Source organism: Borrelia hispanica CRI, from assembly GCF_000500065.1.
GTDB lineage: Bacteria > Spirochaetota > Spirochaetia > Borreliales > Borreliaceae > Borrelia > Borrelia hispanica.
This window is the reverse complement of record NZ_AYOU01000164.1, coordinates 108,074-126,033: the sequence shown is the minus strand read 5'-3', so window position 1 is coordinate 126,033 and position 17,960 is coordinate 108,074. Positions and strand designations below refer to the sequence as shown.

Below are 17,960 nucleotides of genomic sequence, written 5' to 3'. Positions count from 1 at the left end.
TAAAATAGAATGTTTAGGAATATTGTACTAATGTACATTTTTATTAAACAAAAAACTTTTAATATGAGTCTTTGATTTTAGAACATAAGGTGAAAATTTAGGAGCAAGATCAACTATCAATTTCCAAGTATCCACAGCCCTCAACTTATGCTTATGTTCATCATAAATATAAGTAGCATAAGAAATATTATACATTATTTCCCAAAAATCTGTAGATTCAAAACTAAACTTAACATCATTATATTCATTTATTTTTTGAACAAAAGATCTTAAATTCTTAAATTCATAAAGAGGTTCATAATAATTAATATAATGATACATTCTAGTTAAGATACCAACTGCAGCAACAAGTCCATGAGTAATGGCAAGTTTGTGGGCACCTATCTTCAAATATACCTTTGATAACAATTTATGAGTATCTATTAGACCATAATTATTAAATCTATAAAGATTAAAAGTAAAATCTATACCAGATGTCCCTCTTACCTGTTTTAGATAAGAATTTAAATAAAAGGACATATCAGATTTATCACCCGAAGTATTTCCATATTTTTTCACAATATAGTGATAATTATAATAATCATCACCACGTGAAAATTTACTTAAAATTTCATTTAAATAATCAATCATATCAACATAATTATTTTCAATTTCAGCAATTTTTGCCAAAGAAAAAAGTATATTTTTTTCAAACGATTTATCCAACAAATAATCTTTATCTTCTAAAGTTTTTTGAAGATGTAATTTTTGAAGTACAACATTACCAATCATGCTATAAACAATAGACAGATAATAATTAGCTTCTGGATATATACCTTTCCTAAGCAATGCTTCCTGCAAAAAATTTATTGCATCAGTAAGATTAGATTTGATAAAACCTTCCTTAGAATAAATTAACTGCCGCCCTTTTTCAATCAAAATCCAATATGGAAGTTCTTTTACATCTAATGAATTTAAATTTAAGATAAAACTAAAAATAAAAAGAAATAAAAAAAATCGTAACATATTAATAAATATATTAAATTTTCTCACAAATTGCGAGAAAATTTAATATCTGAATATTTGAGTTTAAACAAACTTAAATATCATCAAAAATACCATTACAAAAAGAGCAACAGATTCAATTAATCCCAAAACTAAAAGATTTGTTGCAAATCCCTTGCCAGTCTCCGCAAAAGAATCACAAGCTCCTGCAGCAGTTCTACCCTGAGCAAAAGCAGAAATAGCCATTGCAACTCCACCACCAAAACCAGCTCCAAACAATAACCAAGGATTAGCCTGGGTCATCACCTCTGCTAAAGTATTCATCAATATATAACCATATATTATTTGTGTAAGAGGTGCTGAAACAAAAACAATTAATAAAAAGGGAGCCGACTTACCCTGCATATAACATCTCTTCCACGCTCCAATAGCAGCACTTCCGGCAGCCCCCATTCCCAAAGCTGAACCTATTGCAGAAATTGTTAAAGCTGAATTAACTCCTACTAAACCTATATCCATAATTTTATTCTCTCCTTATCTAGTCTTTAATTTTTTTAAAAGGTCTATAAGAATATCCATTCCATTCCTGACCCAAATGATTTGAAAATTCAAGCATGTTAAGTCTTACTCCATGAACAACAACAGATAATAAAGATAACATTATATTTAAAATGTGTCCAAAAAGTATCACAATAATACCGCCTATTATAAGACCAATATTAGATGATTTTAATAAAGACACTGACATGCTATTAAAACTATCAGAAATTGCAAGTCCTGCAAGTCCAACAGCAAAAAGCCTAATATAAGATATTATATCTGCAAATCCTGAAACAGTAGCTAAAAATTGCTCTATAAGTCCTCCAAAGCTTTTTAACAGACACACAAAAAAGTTTGAACCATCCTGTTTGTCAAAAACAAAAATAAGCATAACTCCAAAATATATCATATTAAGAATCATACTGTGCATAGGAAAATTATCACTTCCAAGTATTAAATTAAGAACAAAATAATAAAGCCCAGGCATTAAAACAAGCCAACCAATTTGAGCAATTGCATGTATATGTGGCTTTTCTTTCACTTTTTGAACAAAATTCCATACATGAGCTAAAGATAGCTGTAAAACCCCTATTGTAAAACATATAAACATAACATTTTGCATACCATTATTTCCCGTCAAATACTCAACCTTCAGAGATTTCAAAATGGGAAACAAATCAAGAACAAAATGACCACTACCAAACCAAGTACCAGTCATAGAACCATATATTATTGCTGAGGTACTTAAATAAAATATTAAAGCATGTGCAGAAGTTAATGGTTTATTTTTAAAAACGCTAATCAAACTAATAATAATGCCTATTAATAAAAATATAACACCATAAGCCGCATCACCAATTATCATCCCAAAAAACACAAAGAAAAACAACATAAAAACACAACTAACATCTCTCTCTTTATATCCAGGAATTGTATCTAAAACATCGAAAATAGGCTTAGCAAGCTTAGCAATTCCTTTTCTTTTTACATAAGTAGGAATAAAATCATTATCATCTGGCTCCGCAAATTGTACCACAAACTTACCATTAAGAGTCGCATTTTGAAGATATTTTTGCTTATCTTCAGGAATAAATCCTGTAATATATACAAACTCATCACACTCCACATTCATATCAGCCATAACCTGTTCAAATTCAATAATTTGTTCATACTCTTTTATTGCATCTTTTAAAATATTTCTATATTTATTTAAAATTGACAACTGAGTTAATTTTTGCTCTAAAACCTCATCTATCATTTTTAACTTGGCTTCAATAGAATCCAGGTCAAATTCAAATTCATATTCTTCAGCTACATCTATATTCTGTTTAGAGTCATTAATAGCTACAAAATAGGCTGTACCTTTATAATTATTAATAAGAGCAACTTTAACCTTAGAAAATAACAACAATTTTTTATATTCGGACATTCCAGATTTAAAAAATTGCACATAAATATTGCATCCCCTTAATTTATTGACTAAATCAACAGAAAAATATCCCCAAAAAGATATAATATCTCTATTACGAAGTAATGATTGACGCATTTCTCTTAAATCTTTAATCTCAGAACCTAAGTCAACTATACGTTTTGCAATATCTAAAAAATTCTCATTTGAAGAACTTAAAATTTGCACTTCAGAATCATCACCAAGCAAAGACAAAGCATGATTTAAAATACCCCTCTCCTCAATAACTTTTTGTAAAGATTCTGAAACTTTATTGCAAAAATTGATATGAACAACCCCCAATTCTCTTAAGATCTCAAGTGAATCTCTCTTATATTTTAATAAAGTTAAAAGCAAAACCTTCTTCATTTTAACAATCATTAACACATCCTCATCTATTTTTAATTAAACTGGCTTTCGCCATTTTACCTCTTACAACAGCTGCAGTCTGTTGATCTCCAAGATAAACATTAATCTTTTTTATATTAATTTTAGCATTAGGAATCATAACTTTTTCGAATAAATTTACTCTTTGAGAAGTAATATTAAGTTCTAATTCCAACAAATTAGCTTGCTCATCTAAAACTTCAAGTTCCGCATTTATTTGAATAATGTTCTTAATAGCCTCTATTCCCACATCTACCCAATAAGGAGTCAACAAAAGATCATGTTTAATATCTTCATATTCAACTGACTCAAATACGGGTATAGTAATACCCGCTATATTTGAAAAACCCTTCATTACTTTTTTAATCTGAATCCAATCTTGAAAAGGAAATCTCTCACCAAATAACGAAATCCAAAATTTCATATCCCTTTTCAACTTATCCTTTTCAAGTTTTTTCACTTCTTTCAAAGCCTTAACTTTTCTAATTTCCAAATGAAGTTGTTGTTTTTTAAGTTGCAAAGTAGGTAAATACCTACTAAACATTTTAAGATCATCTTTTTGTTTTTTAAGTTCATTTTTTGTCAACTTAACTTTAGGCATCTCTAATCCCTATTTTTAGGCCAATACTTTTCCAGCAATTCTGTTTTAATGCCAGTCTCATTAGGTTCAAAACAACTAGAGAGAATAGTCCAACCCAAATCCAAAGCCTCTTCTAAAGGAATATTAAGAGACAAATCCATAAGCTTACTCTCAAACATATTGCTATACTTAAGAAGCTTCTCATCCCACTCTGTCATATTAAATCCCATAGCTTTTTTCTCTATAGATTCTCTTGAAGATGCATAAAGCTTAATCATTGAATCCATAATCGTCCTATGGTCATCTCTTGTCTTTCCATTAACCATTTGTTTAAGTCTTGAAAGAGAGCCAAAAGGTTCAATTCTACCTCTCCTTAAATAGTATTGTCCTTCAGTAATATAACCCGTATTATCAGGCACTGGATGAGTAACATCATCTCCAGGCATTGTAGTAACTGCAAGTACAGTAATTGACCCTGCACCTTCAAAATCAATAGCCTTCTCATATCTAGATGCAAGCTGAGAATATAAATCACCAGGATAACCTCTATTAGATGGCACTTGCTCCATAGTAATAGCTATTTCCTTCATAGCATCTGCAAAATTGGTCATATCGGTTAAAAGTACCAAAACTTTTTTTCCCTGCAAAGCAAATTTTTCAGCAACAGCAAGAGAAATATCAGGAACAATTAAAGACTCAACAACAGGATCATTGGCTGTATTTACAAAAAAGATTGTCCTACTTAAAGCTCCACCACTCTCAAGTGAATCCTTAAACGTTAAATAATCATCATTTTTAAGTCCCATTCCTCCAAGAATAATGAGATCAACCTCAGCTTGAAGAGCTATCCTTACAAGAAGTTCATTATAAGGTTCTCCAGACACAGAAAATATTGGCAATTTCTGAGATTCAACAAGAGTATTAAAAACATCTATCATTGGAATTCCAGTCCTTATCATATTTCTTGGAACAATACGTTTTGCAGGATTAACCGATGGTCCACCAATTTCAATTAAATTATCCTCAAGACGTGGTCCTCCGTCTTTAGGATTACCAGCACCATCAAAAATTCTACCAAGTAAATTTTCAGAAAATGTTACTTGCATTGGATGGCCCAAAAACTTAACTTCATCTGAAGTTGAAATGCCTATTGTTCCATTATAAACTTGCAGAGAAACCTTATCCCTCTCTAGCTTAATCACTTCCGCTAAGGAACTTCCATTTTTGGATTTTACAATGGCAAGTTCTCCATATTTAACACTTTTTGCTATAACAGTTATTACATTCCCAACAATAGATTCTATCTTACTATATACTCTCTTCATTTGCACACCTCAAAAATCCAATTTTTTAGAACGTAATAAATTCTTTAAATTAATCTCTAATTTATCAAACTTTTCTTGCTTAAAGGGAGCAAGATTCATATCTAAAATATTTTGTCTCAAATCATTTATAAAACTTCTTGCTTCCAATTTATTTTCAAATTTAAAATCTGATTGTAAAATCTTATAAAGAATATTAAACATATAATTTTGACGCTCAAAACTCACAGCAGCATCAACACTATCGAATGAATTTTGTTGTAAATAACATGAATCTAAAAGTTCGGATTTTAAATACACAACAAAATCATCAATACTCACCCCATCTTCTCCAACAACTCTCATCATCTGATTAACTTCATTTCCCTTAACCAAAAAAGCCCTTGCATATTCTGTTGCCTCATATTCAACAACACCTCTATATTTACTCCAAGAGTCAAGAGGATTAATTGCTGGAAATTTCCTAGCATCTGATCTCTCTCTTGTAAGACCATGAAATGCTCCTACCACTTTTAAAGTTGCTTGAGTTACTGGTTCTTCAAAATTACCCCCAGCAGGACTAACAGAACCACCCACAGTTACAGATCCAATATTGCCATTATTTAAAACAACAACACCTGCTCTCTCATAAAATGATGCAATAACAGATTCAAGATAGGCTGGAAATGCTTCATCCCCAGGTATTTCCTCAAGACGACCAGACATTTCTCTCATAGCCTGAGCCCACCTTGAAGTTGAATCTGCCAACAAAAGTATATCAAGACCCATTTGTCTATAATATTCACCAATAGTAATAGCTGTATAAACTGATGCTTCACGAGCAGCAACGGGCATAGAAGACGTATTACAAATAATACATGTTCTCTCCATTAATGATTTACCTGTTCTTGGATCTGTAAGTTCAGGAAACTCTTTTAGAGTTTCTACTACCTCACCTGCTCGCTCACCACAAGCAGCAATAATTACAATATCAACATCAGCATTACGACTCGTAACCTGTTGAAGAACCGTCTTGCCAGCACCAAAAGGTCCAGGAATACAAAATGTACCACCCTTTGCAACCGGAAAGAATGTATCTATTATTCTTGTTTGAGTTACCATAGTCTCATTAGGAATAAGTCGCTTCTTATAACTAGTAACAGGAACTTTCACAGGCCAATGAAACGACATAGTAATAATATGTTTGCCCCCAGCATCATCTTCAATAACAGCAATCTTATCATCTACAGTATAATCACCATTACTAACTATTTCTATAATTTTATAAGAATCTCTCCTATCAAATGGAACCATAATTTGATGATTAATGGTACCTTCAATAACAAATCCAAGAAAATCTCCAGCAACAACAAAATCTCCAACTTTTGCAGTTACATTAAAACTCCATTTTTTATTTCTATCAAGAGCACTTAAATATAAACCTCTCTCTAAAAAAAAACCACACTTAATAGCAAGCTCTGGCAATGGATTTTGAAGACCATCATACACCTGACTTAAAAGACCAGGTCCCAGCTCAACTGTTAAAAGTTTATCTGTAAACTCAACATTATCTCCAACAGCAATTCCTCTTGTCATTTCAAACACTTGAGCATCAACTTCTCCATCTCTAATACGAATTATTTCAGCTTTTAAACTTCGACCACCTGTTTTAATAAAAACAATTTCATTCATGGAAACCGTACCTACCATTTCAATAGTAACCAAATTTCCAATAACACCTACTACTTTTCCTTGAGCTTCCATTTAAATTCCTTCAAAAATTTTTACTTATTTTCATACTTAATTTTTGACAAACATCATCAAAATTTTTCTCACCTATCTCTTCTCTAAAGAGATTTCTCCTTGAAATCAACATTAATTTTAAAAAATAAATTATCAACTTTTCAAAGTTAAATTCATTTCCAACTTCAAGTTCTGTCAAAAACTGCCACTTTAAAATATCAATTCCTAATTCTACCTCAAAAGGATTTTCTTTAAGACAAAGAGGTTTTAAAACTCCTAAATAATAATTAGAAAAATAAGGAGATTCTAAATATATATCTTTTTCAAATCCTAATTTTTCAGCCCTAATAACTGACAGAGTATATCTTATTATTTCCTCAAATTCAAAAAATCTCTTAGTCACCTTTGAACTTTCTTTATTAAATCTAAATTCTGACAAATCCTTTATAAAAAGAAAATCTTCGCTACTTAAAACAATCTCAACATTATCAAAAAACTCTGATATACTCCATACCTTTCCAACTTTTAAATCAAGATAAGGTAATGAGGATATAATATAGTAATATGAACTTAACATACTATACTCCTAATCCAATTTTATAACTTCCTTAAACCTTGGATTTAAATATTCAAAAAGAATATCAGCAATAGCTTCTGATGTAAAATCATAATATAAACTACCGTCTCTCTGTTGGATTTTAAACCCTTTATTTATACCCTTAAAAGGTTTGATTTCAATTTCATCACCAAATTTATTTCTTATTCTTGTTTTCAAAGCAGATGATAAATTATCAATATCAGATTCATTAAGCATAATATCTATCTTATCATCTTTACCCCAAACATCTACAACTCTAATAATAAGTTCTCTCAAAAAATTAGAATCATAGACATTAGAAACAGAATCCTTTAAAGCAGATTTAAAAAGAGATTTAAGACTATTTTCAGTACCAATAATTAAATCTCTAAATGCCTGACGAGATGCTTCAAGAGAATATCTTTTATAATCATAAGCTTCTTTTTCTGCTTTTATTTTTAACTCTTTAGCCTCACTCTCAGCCTTTAAAATAATAGCTTCAGCCTCTTGCTTTGCATTAAGAATAATTTCACTTGCCAGCCTTTCAGCCTCATCAAGTCCATCTTTTTTAATTTTATTTATTAAATCTTTAACTTCAAATTGCACTACAACTCCTTAACATACAAAAAAGTAATACAAAACACTAAATAAAACAAATCTTTGCATAAAGTATACCAATAAATTTTTGATTATTAAAAGTCACAATACCGAAATCACATATCATGAAAAAAATCTCCAATAATCTTATAAACATTAATATCATAAACTATACGAAGGTCTTTTTCTGGAAACTTTTCCTTAAGTTTTGAACCAAAAACCTCAATGCCCTTTTCTACAATTCTTTTATTAAATTCTACATCAACCACATCAAGAGTTATCATTTCAATAATAATTAAATATCCTCTCCCAAATTTAGAGCCATATCCAAGCGTAAAAGAAGTTGTAACACGAAAGAGCCCATCCAAAAATCCATTAGCTGCTTTACCTCTAGAAAGCCTACTCGGATGCAATTCATAAGCATCACCAAACTCATCTTCAAGCATAGAGTCAACACAAAGACAAATATTAAACAATACATTTTCAAATTCTTCAAACTTTAATATACCCATTTAAAATTCTACTATTGTTTTTCCAACCCCTCCATCATTTGGATGAGCAAAATAATATTTTTTAATAAACGTTATATCTTTTAAAAATGCGTGCACTCCCTCCATTAGTAAACCTTCTCCTTTGCCATGAATGATTTCAAATCTAGAAACATTTCTAAGTAACATATCATCTATTTTCTTACTCAAAAAGTTTATAGCCTCAGCTACCCTCATTCCCCTAATATCAACTGTTAAATTTAATGTATCATCTTGCTGCTCAAAAGCAAAACTAAATTTTTTCTTACAATCTCTTGGAGCTTTATCATTATACAATATTTTCTCTAAACTAACAGCTGCAACTGTAATCTTAAATACACCTGTATTTATAATAAATCCTTTCTTAGTAACACCTATTATTTCTCCTGAAAAATTTGAGCCTAATACTTTCACTTTATCTCCCACTCTAAATTCAACTTTAGTAGCAATTTTTTGATTTAACGTTTCAATTTTAGTAACCTTAGAAGTTATATTATCTGAAATATCAGATATAAATTTCTTATTTTTCAAAAGACAAACACTACCTTCTTTTATCTCTCTAACCAAATTTTCTAGGGTCTGTCTTGATTTTTTTAAAAACTCTTTTTGTTCATTAACAAGATTCTCTTCCAAATTTCTTTCTCTTAATACAAGAGTCTCCCGAATATCATTAATCTCAACTTCCTTAAGCTCAATAAATTTAAGCTTATTCTTTACTTTCTCCTCAAGTAAATATATTTCTCTCTCTTTTTCTGTAAGTCTCGCCAATATCTCATTAATTTCTGTCTTACTGGACTCATAAATATTTTTAGCTCTAGATATTATGTTAAAATCAATAAGAAATTTGCTTGCAACACCAAAAGCAAAGCTCTCCCCTGGAACAGAAAACATTAACTTATAACTGGGCTCCATTTTATCCAAATCCATTTGCATTGAAGCATTAATAACATCTTCATGGGTATATGCAAAATATTTAAGAGCATTATAATGAGTTGAAATAATCACAAAAGCATTAATACAAATTAAATGTTCAAGAATAGCTATAGCCAATGCTTGTCCTTGCTCAATATCAGTACCCGAACAAAATTCATCAAATATTAAAAGACTATCTTTTGTTGCATGCTTTAAAATATAAGCAATATTATTCATATGACTTGAAAAAGTTGATAGAGAATTCACAATTGATTGCTCATCTCCAACATCAACTAAAATATTATCAAAAACCTTAAAAGTACTAGACTCATCAACTGGTATTGGAATCCCAAATTGAAACATAGCACTCAAAAGAGCAACTGTTTTTAATGTTGCTGTTTTTCCACCAGCATTAGGACCTGTAATAACAACAACTTTATTATTTAAAGGAGAAAAATTAATAGGCTTTGCATTCTTTATTAAAGGATGCCTAGCATTTATAATATTCAAATCACCACCAAGTTTAGGAAAGATCCCTTGACTTTGAATCCCATAAATTGCTCTGGATTTTAAAGAATCATAATATATAAAATTACTATAAAGAGATTTTAAGAGAAAAATATGTTCTCGTATTTCATCTGATAATTTTTGCAAAATTCTAAAAACTATACTTGTCTTCTCAAAATTTAAAAAACTCAATCTATTATTTTCACTTACCATTTCGTTTGGTTCAACATAGAATGTTTCACCAGATGAGGAAACAGATATAACATTCCCTTTAATTCTATTTTTAAAACTGGATTTAAGAGCAATGGTACATTTACCTGATTTATAATAAATAAGAGTAGAGCTTAAATAATTTGAATTTAAATTTATTATCTGTTTAATTTGTTTTTCAATTTTTTTATTTAAATTCCTAATTTCAAAATCAATCTCATCATATTTCTTATCAACACCATGCTTTATTTTAAGTTCATCAATATCAACATATTTACACAAAACTTCTAGCAAATATTTTAAATTTGGATCTACAAATAATAATTTTTTTAAAATATCAATTCCACCCTGAACTTTAAGTTCATTTTTTTCTAAAAAAAACATTATTCTTAAAATTTCTCTTAAGAAAAAAATAATATTCTTAATCTCTTCAATAGAAATTCTTGAATTTTCTTTAAGGAGTAAAACAATAGAATTATTTATACTCTCAAGACAAGAATCTGGATATTCTTCTTCAAGTTCAATAAGATTTTTAATTAAATTAACAAAAGAACATACTTCCTGAATTTCTTTATCAGTTTTTAATATTTGCTGTTCATTTAAAAGTTTAACCGTATCTGAAACAGTTACATAAGATGCAACTGAAGATAATATTTGATAAAAATCAATTTTTTCCAAATATTTCTCTTGCATAACTTTTATATCTCTTAAGTTCACTAAAAATTTTCAGATAACTATTATATCTAGCTTCTGCAATTTTAAATCCAATTTGACTTATTACAAAACAATTTGGCTCATTTATGTGTAAACAAGAATTAAATCTACATAAATCATTAAAATATTTAAATTCTCTAAAATAATATTTAAGATCAAGATATTCTAAACCTTCAATTCCAAATTCCTTTATTCCAGGAGTATCAATTAAAATTTTATTATCAGAATGAAAAGCCACAGCATAAACCGTAGTATGTCTGCCTCGTGCATATTTATAAGATATTTCATTTATAGCCTGCGATGCATTTAAATCTATAACATTTATAAGTGAAGATTTCCCAACTCCAGACTGCCCAATAAAAGAAGTTCTTGAATTTTCAATAATTTTTTTCACTTCATCAATGCCCTGTAAAGTAACAACAGAAGTCTTAATCACTCTATAACCTAAATATTCATACATCTTAATAAAAGAATCAACCCTAAGATTTATGCCTTCATCAACCTTATTTACCAAAATAATAGGAGTAATTCCCTGCTCCTCAGCAACTATCAATGTTCTATCAATAAATGAATTTTTAAATTCTGGAAGAGTAGCAGAACTTACAATCAAAATATTATCGATATTTGAAACAATCACTTGCCTTAAAGCAACCTTTTTATTATAACGCCAAAAAACATTTCTACGTTCCATTCTCTCTTTAATATATACCTTATGCTCATCATAAATATCACCACAAACAAAATCACCCGGAACTAAAGGACTATATTCTTTCTCTTTAGTATTTAAGAATTTACCTTTAATAACACCCTCATAAATTGTATCAGTATTAACTTCAACAATAGAATAAATATTATTAACACCCCAGAGAACTTCAAATGTACTACTATTCAATTAAATATTCCTTTAAAATAAAAATCATATTTTTCACAAAAATTCTTATAAAAGTGTAAATTTTTATCTTGAGTTAAATAAAAATAACGTTTAAAACAAGAACCACTATTTTCAATATTTTTTAAAGATCTATTAAGTTCATCGGCAACAATTTTACGATTATCATAAACGGGTATTTCTAAAACACTTTCTATCATAGCTTTAATATGCAAATAATGCGTACAACCCAAAAAAACCATATCTCGTTTAGTAGACTGAACTTCAAACTTTAAAGATTTTAAATACTCAAGCGCATCTTTTTCAAAGATATCTCCATATTCAACAAATTTCACAAGTTCACCCGCAGATCTTAAAATTAAATCTATATGATTATTCTGCTCTTTCTTGACAAATTCGCTATTAATAGTAGTATTTGTTGCAATTAAAATCACCCTTTTAAATGCAAGTTCCTTAACTAAACTAACTGAAGGCAAAGTATATATTATAGGAAAATTAAAATTTAATTTATTATAAACACTAATAGAAGCCGTATTACACGCAATAACAATTGAGGCAATGTTATATATTTCCCTTAATTTTGAAACAAGTTCTAAAATCTCATTTAAAATAAAATTTGAACTCTTATCACCATAAGGAAAATTTTTATTATCTGCAACATAAACATAATTTCTATTAAACAACCTCTTGCTTATATACTCAAAATAAGAAAGTCCACCGATACCTGAATCAAAAATAACTATAACATCTTCTAAATTGTCCATAAACCTTTCCTAAATGTAAGTATAAAAATTAATTTACTCTCTTTCAATGACAAAATGATAAAATAACATGGGTTAAACTATAATTATAATAAACATCAAGTTAGAGAAGGAGGCACATATGCACAAAAGTATCAAAGAAATACTAAACAATCCTATACCAAATAGTACAACCACAGTCAAAGGATGGATTAGAACAAAACGAAGTAATGGTAAAATTTCATTTTTAGAAATTAATGACGGCTCAAATATTAAAGGAATTCAAGCTGTTATTGACGAAAACAATCCTCAATTTGAAAAAAAAGAATTTAAAAAGCTAACAACAGGTGCAAGCATATCCTTAACAGGAATCTTAATTTTAAGCCCTGCAAAAGGACAAACTTACGAAATTAAAACAACAAATTTTTATATAATTGGGGAATCAGATCAAGAAATATATCCTTTACAAAAAAAAAGACATTCTTTTGAATTTTTAAGAGAAATCTCTCATCTAAGAATTCGCACTAATACATTTGGTGCTGTTGCCAGAATTAGAAACCAAATTTCCTATAAAATTCACGAATATTTTCAAAAAAACGGCTTTTTTTATATCCATACACCCATTATTACATCCAATGATGGAGAAGGAGCAGGTGAAATATTTCGTATATCTACCCTAAACCTTAATAACATTGAAAACAAAAAAGAAGTTGATTTTAAAGATGATTTTTTTGGCAAACAAGCATTTCTTACAGTAACTGGACAATTGCATGGAGAAGCTTATGCAATGGCTTTATCAAAAATATATACATTTGGTCCTACATTCAGAGCAGAAAATTCAAATACAACGCGCCATGCCTCAGAATTCTGGATGATTGAACCTGAAATGGCATTTTTTACGCTTGAAGACAACATAAATTTAGCAGAAGATTTTTTAAAATACGTCCTAAGAGAAACCTTAAATCACTGTTCCGAAGATATGGAATTTTTTGACAATTTCATTGAAAAGGGAGTAATAAAAAAGATTGAAGACGTAATAAATTCTAAATTTGAAGTTATTACCTATACTCAAGCAATCAAAAAACTTGAAAATGCAACAAAAACATTTGAAATAAAACCTTATTGGGGCATGGATTTACAAACAGAACATGAAAGATATTTAACAGAAGAAATTACTAAAAAACCTACCACAGTTATTGATTATCCAAAAGAATTTAAGGCCTTTTACATGAAAATGAACCAAGACAACAAAACTGTAAAAGGAATGGATATTTTAGTTCCACGAATTGGAGAAATCATTGGAGGAAGTGAAAGAGAAGATAATCTAGATAAATTGAATAATAGAATAAAAGAGCTAAACTTAGAAACAGAGACTCTTAATTGGTATTTAGATTTAAGGAGATTTGGCTCAGCTCCGCATTCTGGATTTGGACTTGGACTTGAAAGACTACTGCAATATACAACAGGAATGGTTAATATTAGAGATGTTATACCATTTCCAAGAACTCCGAAAACTCTTCATTTCTAATAAAGAGTTTTCGAAAGGAGAAAAACATTGCAAATCAAAATTTTGTATAAAATGCTATTGATGTCATCAGTACTAGTCTTATTTGCAAATGAAAAATTAAAAGACGATTTCAAAATATTTTTAAATGTAGAAGAAGAAATCACAAATAAAACCAATAAAACAACACCTAAAATAAATAAATCCAATAAAATCAATTATCCAAACAAAAAAATTAATTATCATCATGAAATTAAAAGAAAAAAAAACACAGATTTTAAATCTTATAATAAAAAACATATAAATAACCAAACAAATGATACTGTAAAAATAAAAAAATCAAAAAAAATATATTATCCGCAAGATAAAATTAACATACAAGAAGCAAATTCAGAAAAAAATGTATGGTATAACATTAAAGTCTATCCAACCAATATAAAGGATAGATTTAAAAAAATTAAATTACTAAATAATATAAATACAAACATAAAAAAAGATTTTGCTTTAATTGGACCTATCCTGGAAGATAATTTAGGAGAAATAACAAAAGCATTAAACATAAGAGGCTATAACGAACTAGAATATATTAAGCTTGAACAGAATTAAAGTTTTTTTGATAAAAATTTTAAAATATCTAATAATTCATTATCTAAATTAACAAAATTTAATTTATATTCATCTTCTGACAATCCAATTAACTCATGATTACTGTAATGTATCCAAGTAGTTAATTCCTCTTCATCTGAATATTTATTAACATAATAATCAGGTTCATAATCAATATGTCCACGTTCTTTATAATCATAAACAGCTATTCTAACATTTTGACTATCTATCCCTCTCTTTAAAACTTCTTCTCGCAAATGAATAATTGTACGACCAGTATCAAAGATATCATCAACAAATAAAACATTATCACCTGCTCTTAAATATTTCGGATCATAAGTCCATCCATCTATCATTATTTTTTTTTGCTTGTTTGAAACATCATATGATCTTGCAACAACAGCCGCATAAAGAAGGGGCTTTTCTAGCTTAATAAATTTAAAGAACTCACTAATAATATTGCCAAGATAAGCTCCACCTCTCAAAGACACATACATAATATCAGGAATAAACCCATCTTTATAAATCTTATAAGCAAGCTTAAGACCATTTATTCTTATATCTTCATAAGAAACGAATTTTTTCATTTGTATAACACCTCAAAACACACAAAATTAAGATTTATTTCAAAAAAATCAATTATCTCTTCAATGTAACTCATACTCATATATTCAATACTCTCTCAATGCTAAAAAACAATTTATAACTTGAACTGCACTTAAGAAAATTTATAAAAATAAACAGCATTATTCATACTAATACACTTAAATACAAATCTCTATCCCAATATTACCTCTTTATATTTATAAATAAAACATAAAATTTATCCTCTCAAGTAAAAAAATTCATCATACAAAATAGAATTATCAAGTTTCATTCCTAAAGGCTTAAAGATGTTAATTCTTCAAGCCTTATACAAAAAATAAAATTATTATTATTAAAGAGACACTTTTAAAGTTTGTCCATTTCTTAAAATACTATAATTATTTTTTCCATGCTTAATAGCATCATAAAAATCTCTTAAAGTTTTAACATTTTTTGAATTAACAATCATAATAATATCGCCTGTTGCAATTTGAGGATTAGTACCCAAAGTTGAGTCAATACTGTCAACAACAACTCCATTAATCCAATTTCTCAAACCAAGTTGTACCCTAACCTCTTTGGTTAAAGGATAAACAGTAAAGCCTGGCATCAATTTTAAATCTAAAGTATTTCCCTTTTCCTTATCACTATTAGTAGGCATAACACCAAGTTCCACTTCAAAAGTTTTTGTCTCTTGTCCTCTTAAAACTTCAACTTTAATTTTTTCCTTAGCATAAAAATCATTAATATATTGCTTAACATCAAAGAAAAGATTCATTGCAACACCATCTATCTTGCTAATCACATCACCAGCTCTAAATCCTGCTTTCAAAGCTGGAGAACCATCATAAACACCTGCAACAATTGCTAATGAGACAGACTCATCCTCATAACCTAAGCTTTTAAGAAATTCTACATCTTTAGATCTCAAACGATGAAATGCAACGCCCATCCAAGCTGACTCACTCTTTTGTCCACTCATTAATGCATCAAAAACACTCTTAGCATTATTAATAGGAATAGCAAAACCAAGTCCAATATTTCCTCCAGAAGGAGACGAAATCCACGAATTGATACCAATAACCTCTCCATTAGTATTAACAAGAGGTCCTCCAGAATTACCACGATTAATAGCCGCATCTGTTTGAATAAATAAATTTCTCGCTTTTAAATTAGGATTAAAAGAACGATGAAGACCACTAATAATACCTGCTGTAACCGAAAAACTAAAGTGATAAGGACTTCCAACAGCTATAACCCAATCTCCCACTTCAAGTTTATCACTATCACCAAGTTCAGCTACCCCAATATCTGCCGCACCATCAGCCTCAAAACTAACCAATGCAATATCCTTTTTATCGTCCTTCCCTACTAACTGAGCTTTATAACTTTTATTATTATAAGTTCCAACTTCAAACTCACTAGCATTTTCTAAAATATGACTATTTGTCAGAACATAAAACAAATTTGGATTCTTAGAGTCTTTTCCAATAATAACGCCAGAACCACCCCATTGTGCTTTTTTTTCAAGATTAAGCCCTGGAATATCAAAGAAAAAGAAAAATTGCATAGGATCGCGCGTTTTAATTGTTCCAGTAGCATAAATTTCCACAGTTGATGGTAAAATCTTTTTAGATACTTCTCTAAAAGAATCTTGAAGAGAGTGTACAGCATCTCCTTTCTCCTGTGCAAAAACAATAGTATTTTTTTCAGATTTCAAACAACCTATTCCAACAAAAAATCCAATAGCTAAAGCTAAAAAACTAGCAAAAAACACGGAAATAAAATTTTTATTCATTTTATACACCTCCATAATATAAAACCAAATCTTTTAAATATTTACTTAAGTATTATCAAACTTTGCTTAAAATTAAAGGCAAACCATCAATAACAGCAACAGTATGTTCAAAATGAGCAGAAAAACTAAGATCAGATGCAAATACTGTCCAACCATCACCCTTAAGAGAAACTTTATGACTTCCTAAATTTACCATAGGCTCAATTGCTAAAACCATACCTTCCTGTATTTCAATATTTTTAAAAAAAGGATCATAATAATTTGGAATACTTGGCTCTTCATGCAACGAAAAACCAACACCATGTCCCGTATATTCCCTAACAATCCCAAACTTAAATGGTTTAATATAATTTTCTATAGCTTTTGAAATATCTAAAATTCGATTACCAACCTTCATCTCATTAATCCCTTTATAAAGAGCAGCCTCTGTAATTTCTAATAATTGACTAACTTGAGAGCTTACCCTTCCCACTTTAAAAGTTTTAGCCATATCAGTATAAAACCCATCTAAAACAACACCACAATCAACACTAACAATATCTCCATTTTTAAGCATTCTATTCCCAGGAATCCCATGTATAACTTCTTCATTTATAGAAACGCAAATAGTCCCTTTAAATCCATTATATCCTTTAAAAGCAGACTTGCCTCCATTTTTAATAATAAAATCACTAGCTATAAAATCAAGTGTTTTAGTATTAATTCCAGGAACAATATTTTTCTCAATTTCCAAAAAAGTTTGAGCTAAAAGTCTACCTGATGCCTTAATCTTTTCAATTTCTTCTCTAGATTTTAATCTTAATTTCAAATAT

Annotated in this window: 17 protein-coding genes; 2 read left to right on the top strand and 15 right to left on the bottom strand. The window is 29.1% G+C overall.

Annotation, left to right across the window (positions count from 1 at the left end):
• Positions 1 to 27: 27 nt before the first annotated feature.
• The 12 genes from U880_RS0109000 to murI form a co-directional block, all read right to left on the bottom strand.
• Positions 28 to 1,005: a hypothetical protein gene (locus U880_RS0109000; protein ID WP_024655695.1), complete on the bottom strand. Its 978-nt coding sequence runs from the start codon at positions 1,003 to 1,005 to the stop codon at positions 28 to 30.
• 63 nt (positions 1,006 to 1,068) lie between these two features.
• Positions 1,069 to 1,503 carry an ATP synthase subunit K gene (locus tag U880_RS0108995; RefSeq protein ID WP_024655694.1) on the bottom strand — a complete coding sequence of 145 codons (435 nt, stop codon included), beginning with the start codon at positions 1,501 to 1,503 and terminating at the stop codon, positions 1,069 to 1,071.
• Between the two features lie 19 nt (positions 1,504 to 1,522).
• The gene (locus U880_RS0108990; protein WP_024655693.1) at positions 1,523 to 3,352 is read right to left on the bottom strand and encodes a V-type ATP synthase subunit I; all 1,830 of its coding nucleotides are present in this window, start codon (positions 3,350 to 3,352) and stop codon (positions 1,523 to 1,525) included.
• A gap of 10 nt (positions 3,353 to 3,362) precedes the next feature.
• Positions 3,363 to 3,959 carry a V-type ATP synthase subunit D gene (locus U880_RS0108985; RefSeq protein WP_024655692.1) on the bottom strand — a complete coding sequence of 199 codons (597 nt, stop codon included), beginning with the start codon at positions 3,957 to 3,959 and terminating at the stop codon, positions 3,363 to 3,365.
• A 2-nt stretch (positions 3,960 to 3,961) separates the two neighbouring features.
• Complete coding sequence (locus tag U880_RS0108980) at positions 3,962 to 5,263, bottom strand: V-type ATP synthase subunit B (RefSeq protein ID WP_024655691.1); 1,302 nt, start codon at positions 5,261 to 5,263, stop codon at positions 3,962 to 3,964.
• Positions 5,264 to 5,272: 9 nt separating this feature from the next.
• A complete protein-coding gene (locus tag U880_RS0108975; protein ID WP_024655690.1) occupies positions 5,273 to 7,003 on the bottom strand; it encodes a V-type ATP synthase subunit A in 1,731 nt (576 codons plus the stop codon).
• Positions 7,004 to 7,013: 10 nt separating this feature from the next.
• Complete coding sequence (locus tag U880_RS0108970) at positions 7,014 to 7,559, bottom strand: DUF2764 family protein (protein ID WP_024655689.1); 546 nt, start codon at positions 7,557 to 7,559, stop codon at positions 7,014 to 7,016.
• Positions 7,560 to 7,568: 9 nt separating this feature from the next.
• Positions 7,569 to 8,165, bottom strand: coding sequence for a V-type ATP synthase subunit E (locus U880_RS0108965; protein ID WP_024655688.1), 597 nt, complete (start codon positions 8,163 to 8,165; stop codon positions 7,569 to 7,571).
• Between the two features lie 107 nt (positions 8,166 to 8,272).
• The gene (locus U880_RS0108955; protein WP_024655687.1) at positions 8,273 to 8,668 is read right to left on the bottom strand and encodes a hypothetical protein; all 396 of its coding nucleotides are present in this window, start codon (positions 8,666 to 8,668) and stop codon (positions 8,273 to 8,275) included.
• The gene (locus tag U880_RS0108950; protein WP_038359718.1) at positions 8,669 to 11,005 is read right to left on the bottom strand and encodes an endonuclease MutS2; all 2,337 of its coding nucleotides are present in this window, start codon (positions 11,003 to 11,005) and stop codon (positions 8,669 to 8,671) included.
• Positions 10,977 to 11,918: a ribosome small subunit-dependent GTPase A gene (rsgA, locus tag U880_RS0108945; protein ID WP_024655685.1), complete on the bottom strand. Its 942-nt coding sequence runs from the start codon at positions 11,916 to 11,918 to the stop codon at positions 10,977 to 10,979. Before rsgA ends, U880_RS0108950 begins: the two co-directional genes overlap by 29 nt.
• Complete coding sequence (murI, locus tag U880_RS0108940; protein WP_024655684.1) at positions 11,915 to 12,679, bottom strand: glutamate racemase; 765 nt, start codon at positions 12,677 to 12,679, stop codon at positions 11,915 to 11,917. Before murI ends, rsgA begins: the two co-directional genes overlap by 4 nt.
• Positions 12,680 to 12,797: 118 nt before the next feature.
• On the opposite strand from murI, the gene asnS reads away from it, so the two are divergent.
• Complete coding sequence (gene asnS / locus U880_RS0108935) at positions 12,798 to 14,183, top strand: asparagine--tRNA ligase (RefSeq protein ID WP_024655683.1); 1,386 nt, start codon at positions 12,798 to 12,800, stop codon at positions 14,181 to 14,183.
• A gap of 27 nt (positions 14,184 to 14,210) precedes the next feature.
• Positions 14,211 to 14,765: a hypothetical protein gene (locus tag U880_RS0108930; RefSeq protein WP_024655682.1), complete on the top strand. Its 555-nt coding sequence runs from the start codon at positions 14,211 to 14,213 to the stop codon at positions 14,763 to 14,765.
• Here U880_RS0108930 and U880_RS0108925 read toward each other — a convergent pair.
• The 3 genes from U880_RS0108925 to map all read right to left on the bottom strand — a co-directional run bounded on the left by U880_RS0108925 (position 14,762) and on the right by map (position 17,956).
• A complete protein-coding gene (locus U880_RS0108925) occupies positions 14,762 to 15,352 on the bottom strand; it encodes a phosphoribosyltransferase (RefSeq protein WP_024655681.1) in 591 nt (196 codons plus the stop codon). The genes U880_RS0108930 and U880_RS0108925 overlap by 4 nt on opposite strands.
• A gap of 350 nt (positions 15,353 to 15,702) precedes the next feature.
• Positions 15,703 to 17,148: a trypsin-like peptidase domain-containing protein gene (locus U880_RS0108915; RefSeq protein ID WP_024655680.1), complete on the bottom strand. Its 1,446-nt coding sequence runs from the start codon at positions 17,146 to 17,148 to the stop codon at positions 15,703 to 15,705.
• Between the two features lie 55 nt (positions 17,149 to 17,203).
• Positions 17,204 to 17,956 (bottom strand): type I methionyl aminopeptidase, encoded by a 753-nt coding sequence (map, locus tag U880_RS0108910; RefSeq protein ID WP_024655679.1) that lies wholly within the window; start codon positions 17,954 to 17,956, stop codon positions 17,204 to 17,206.
• Between the last annotated feature and the right edge of the window lie 4 nt (positions 17,957 to 17,960).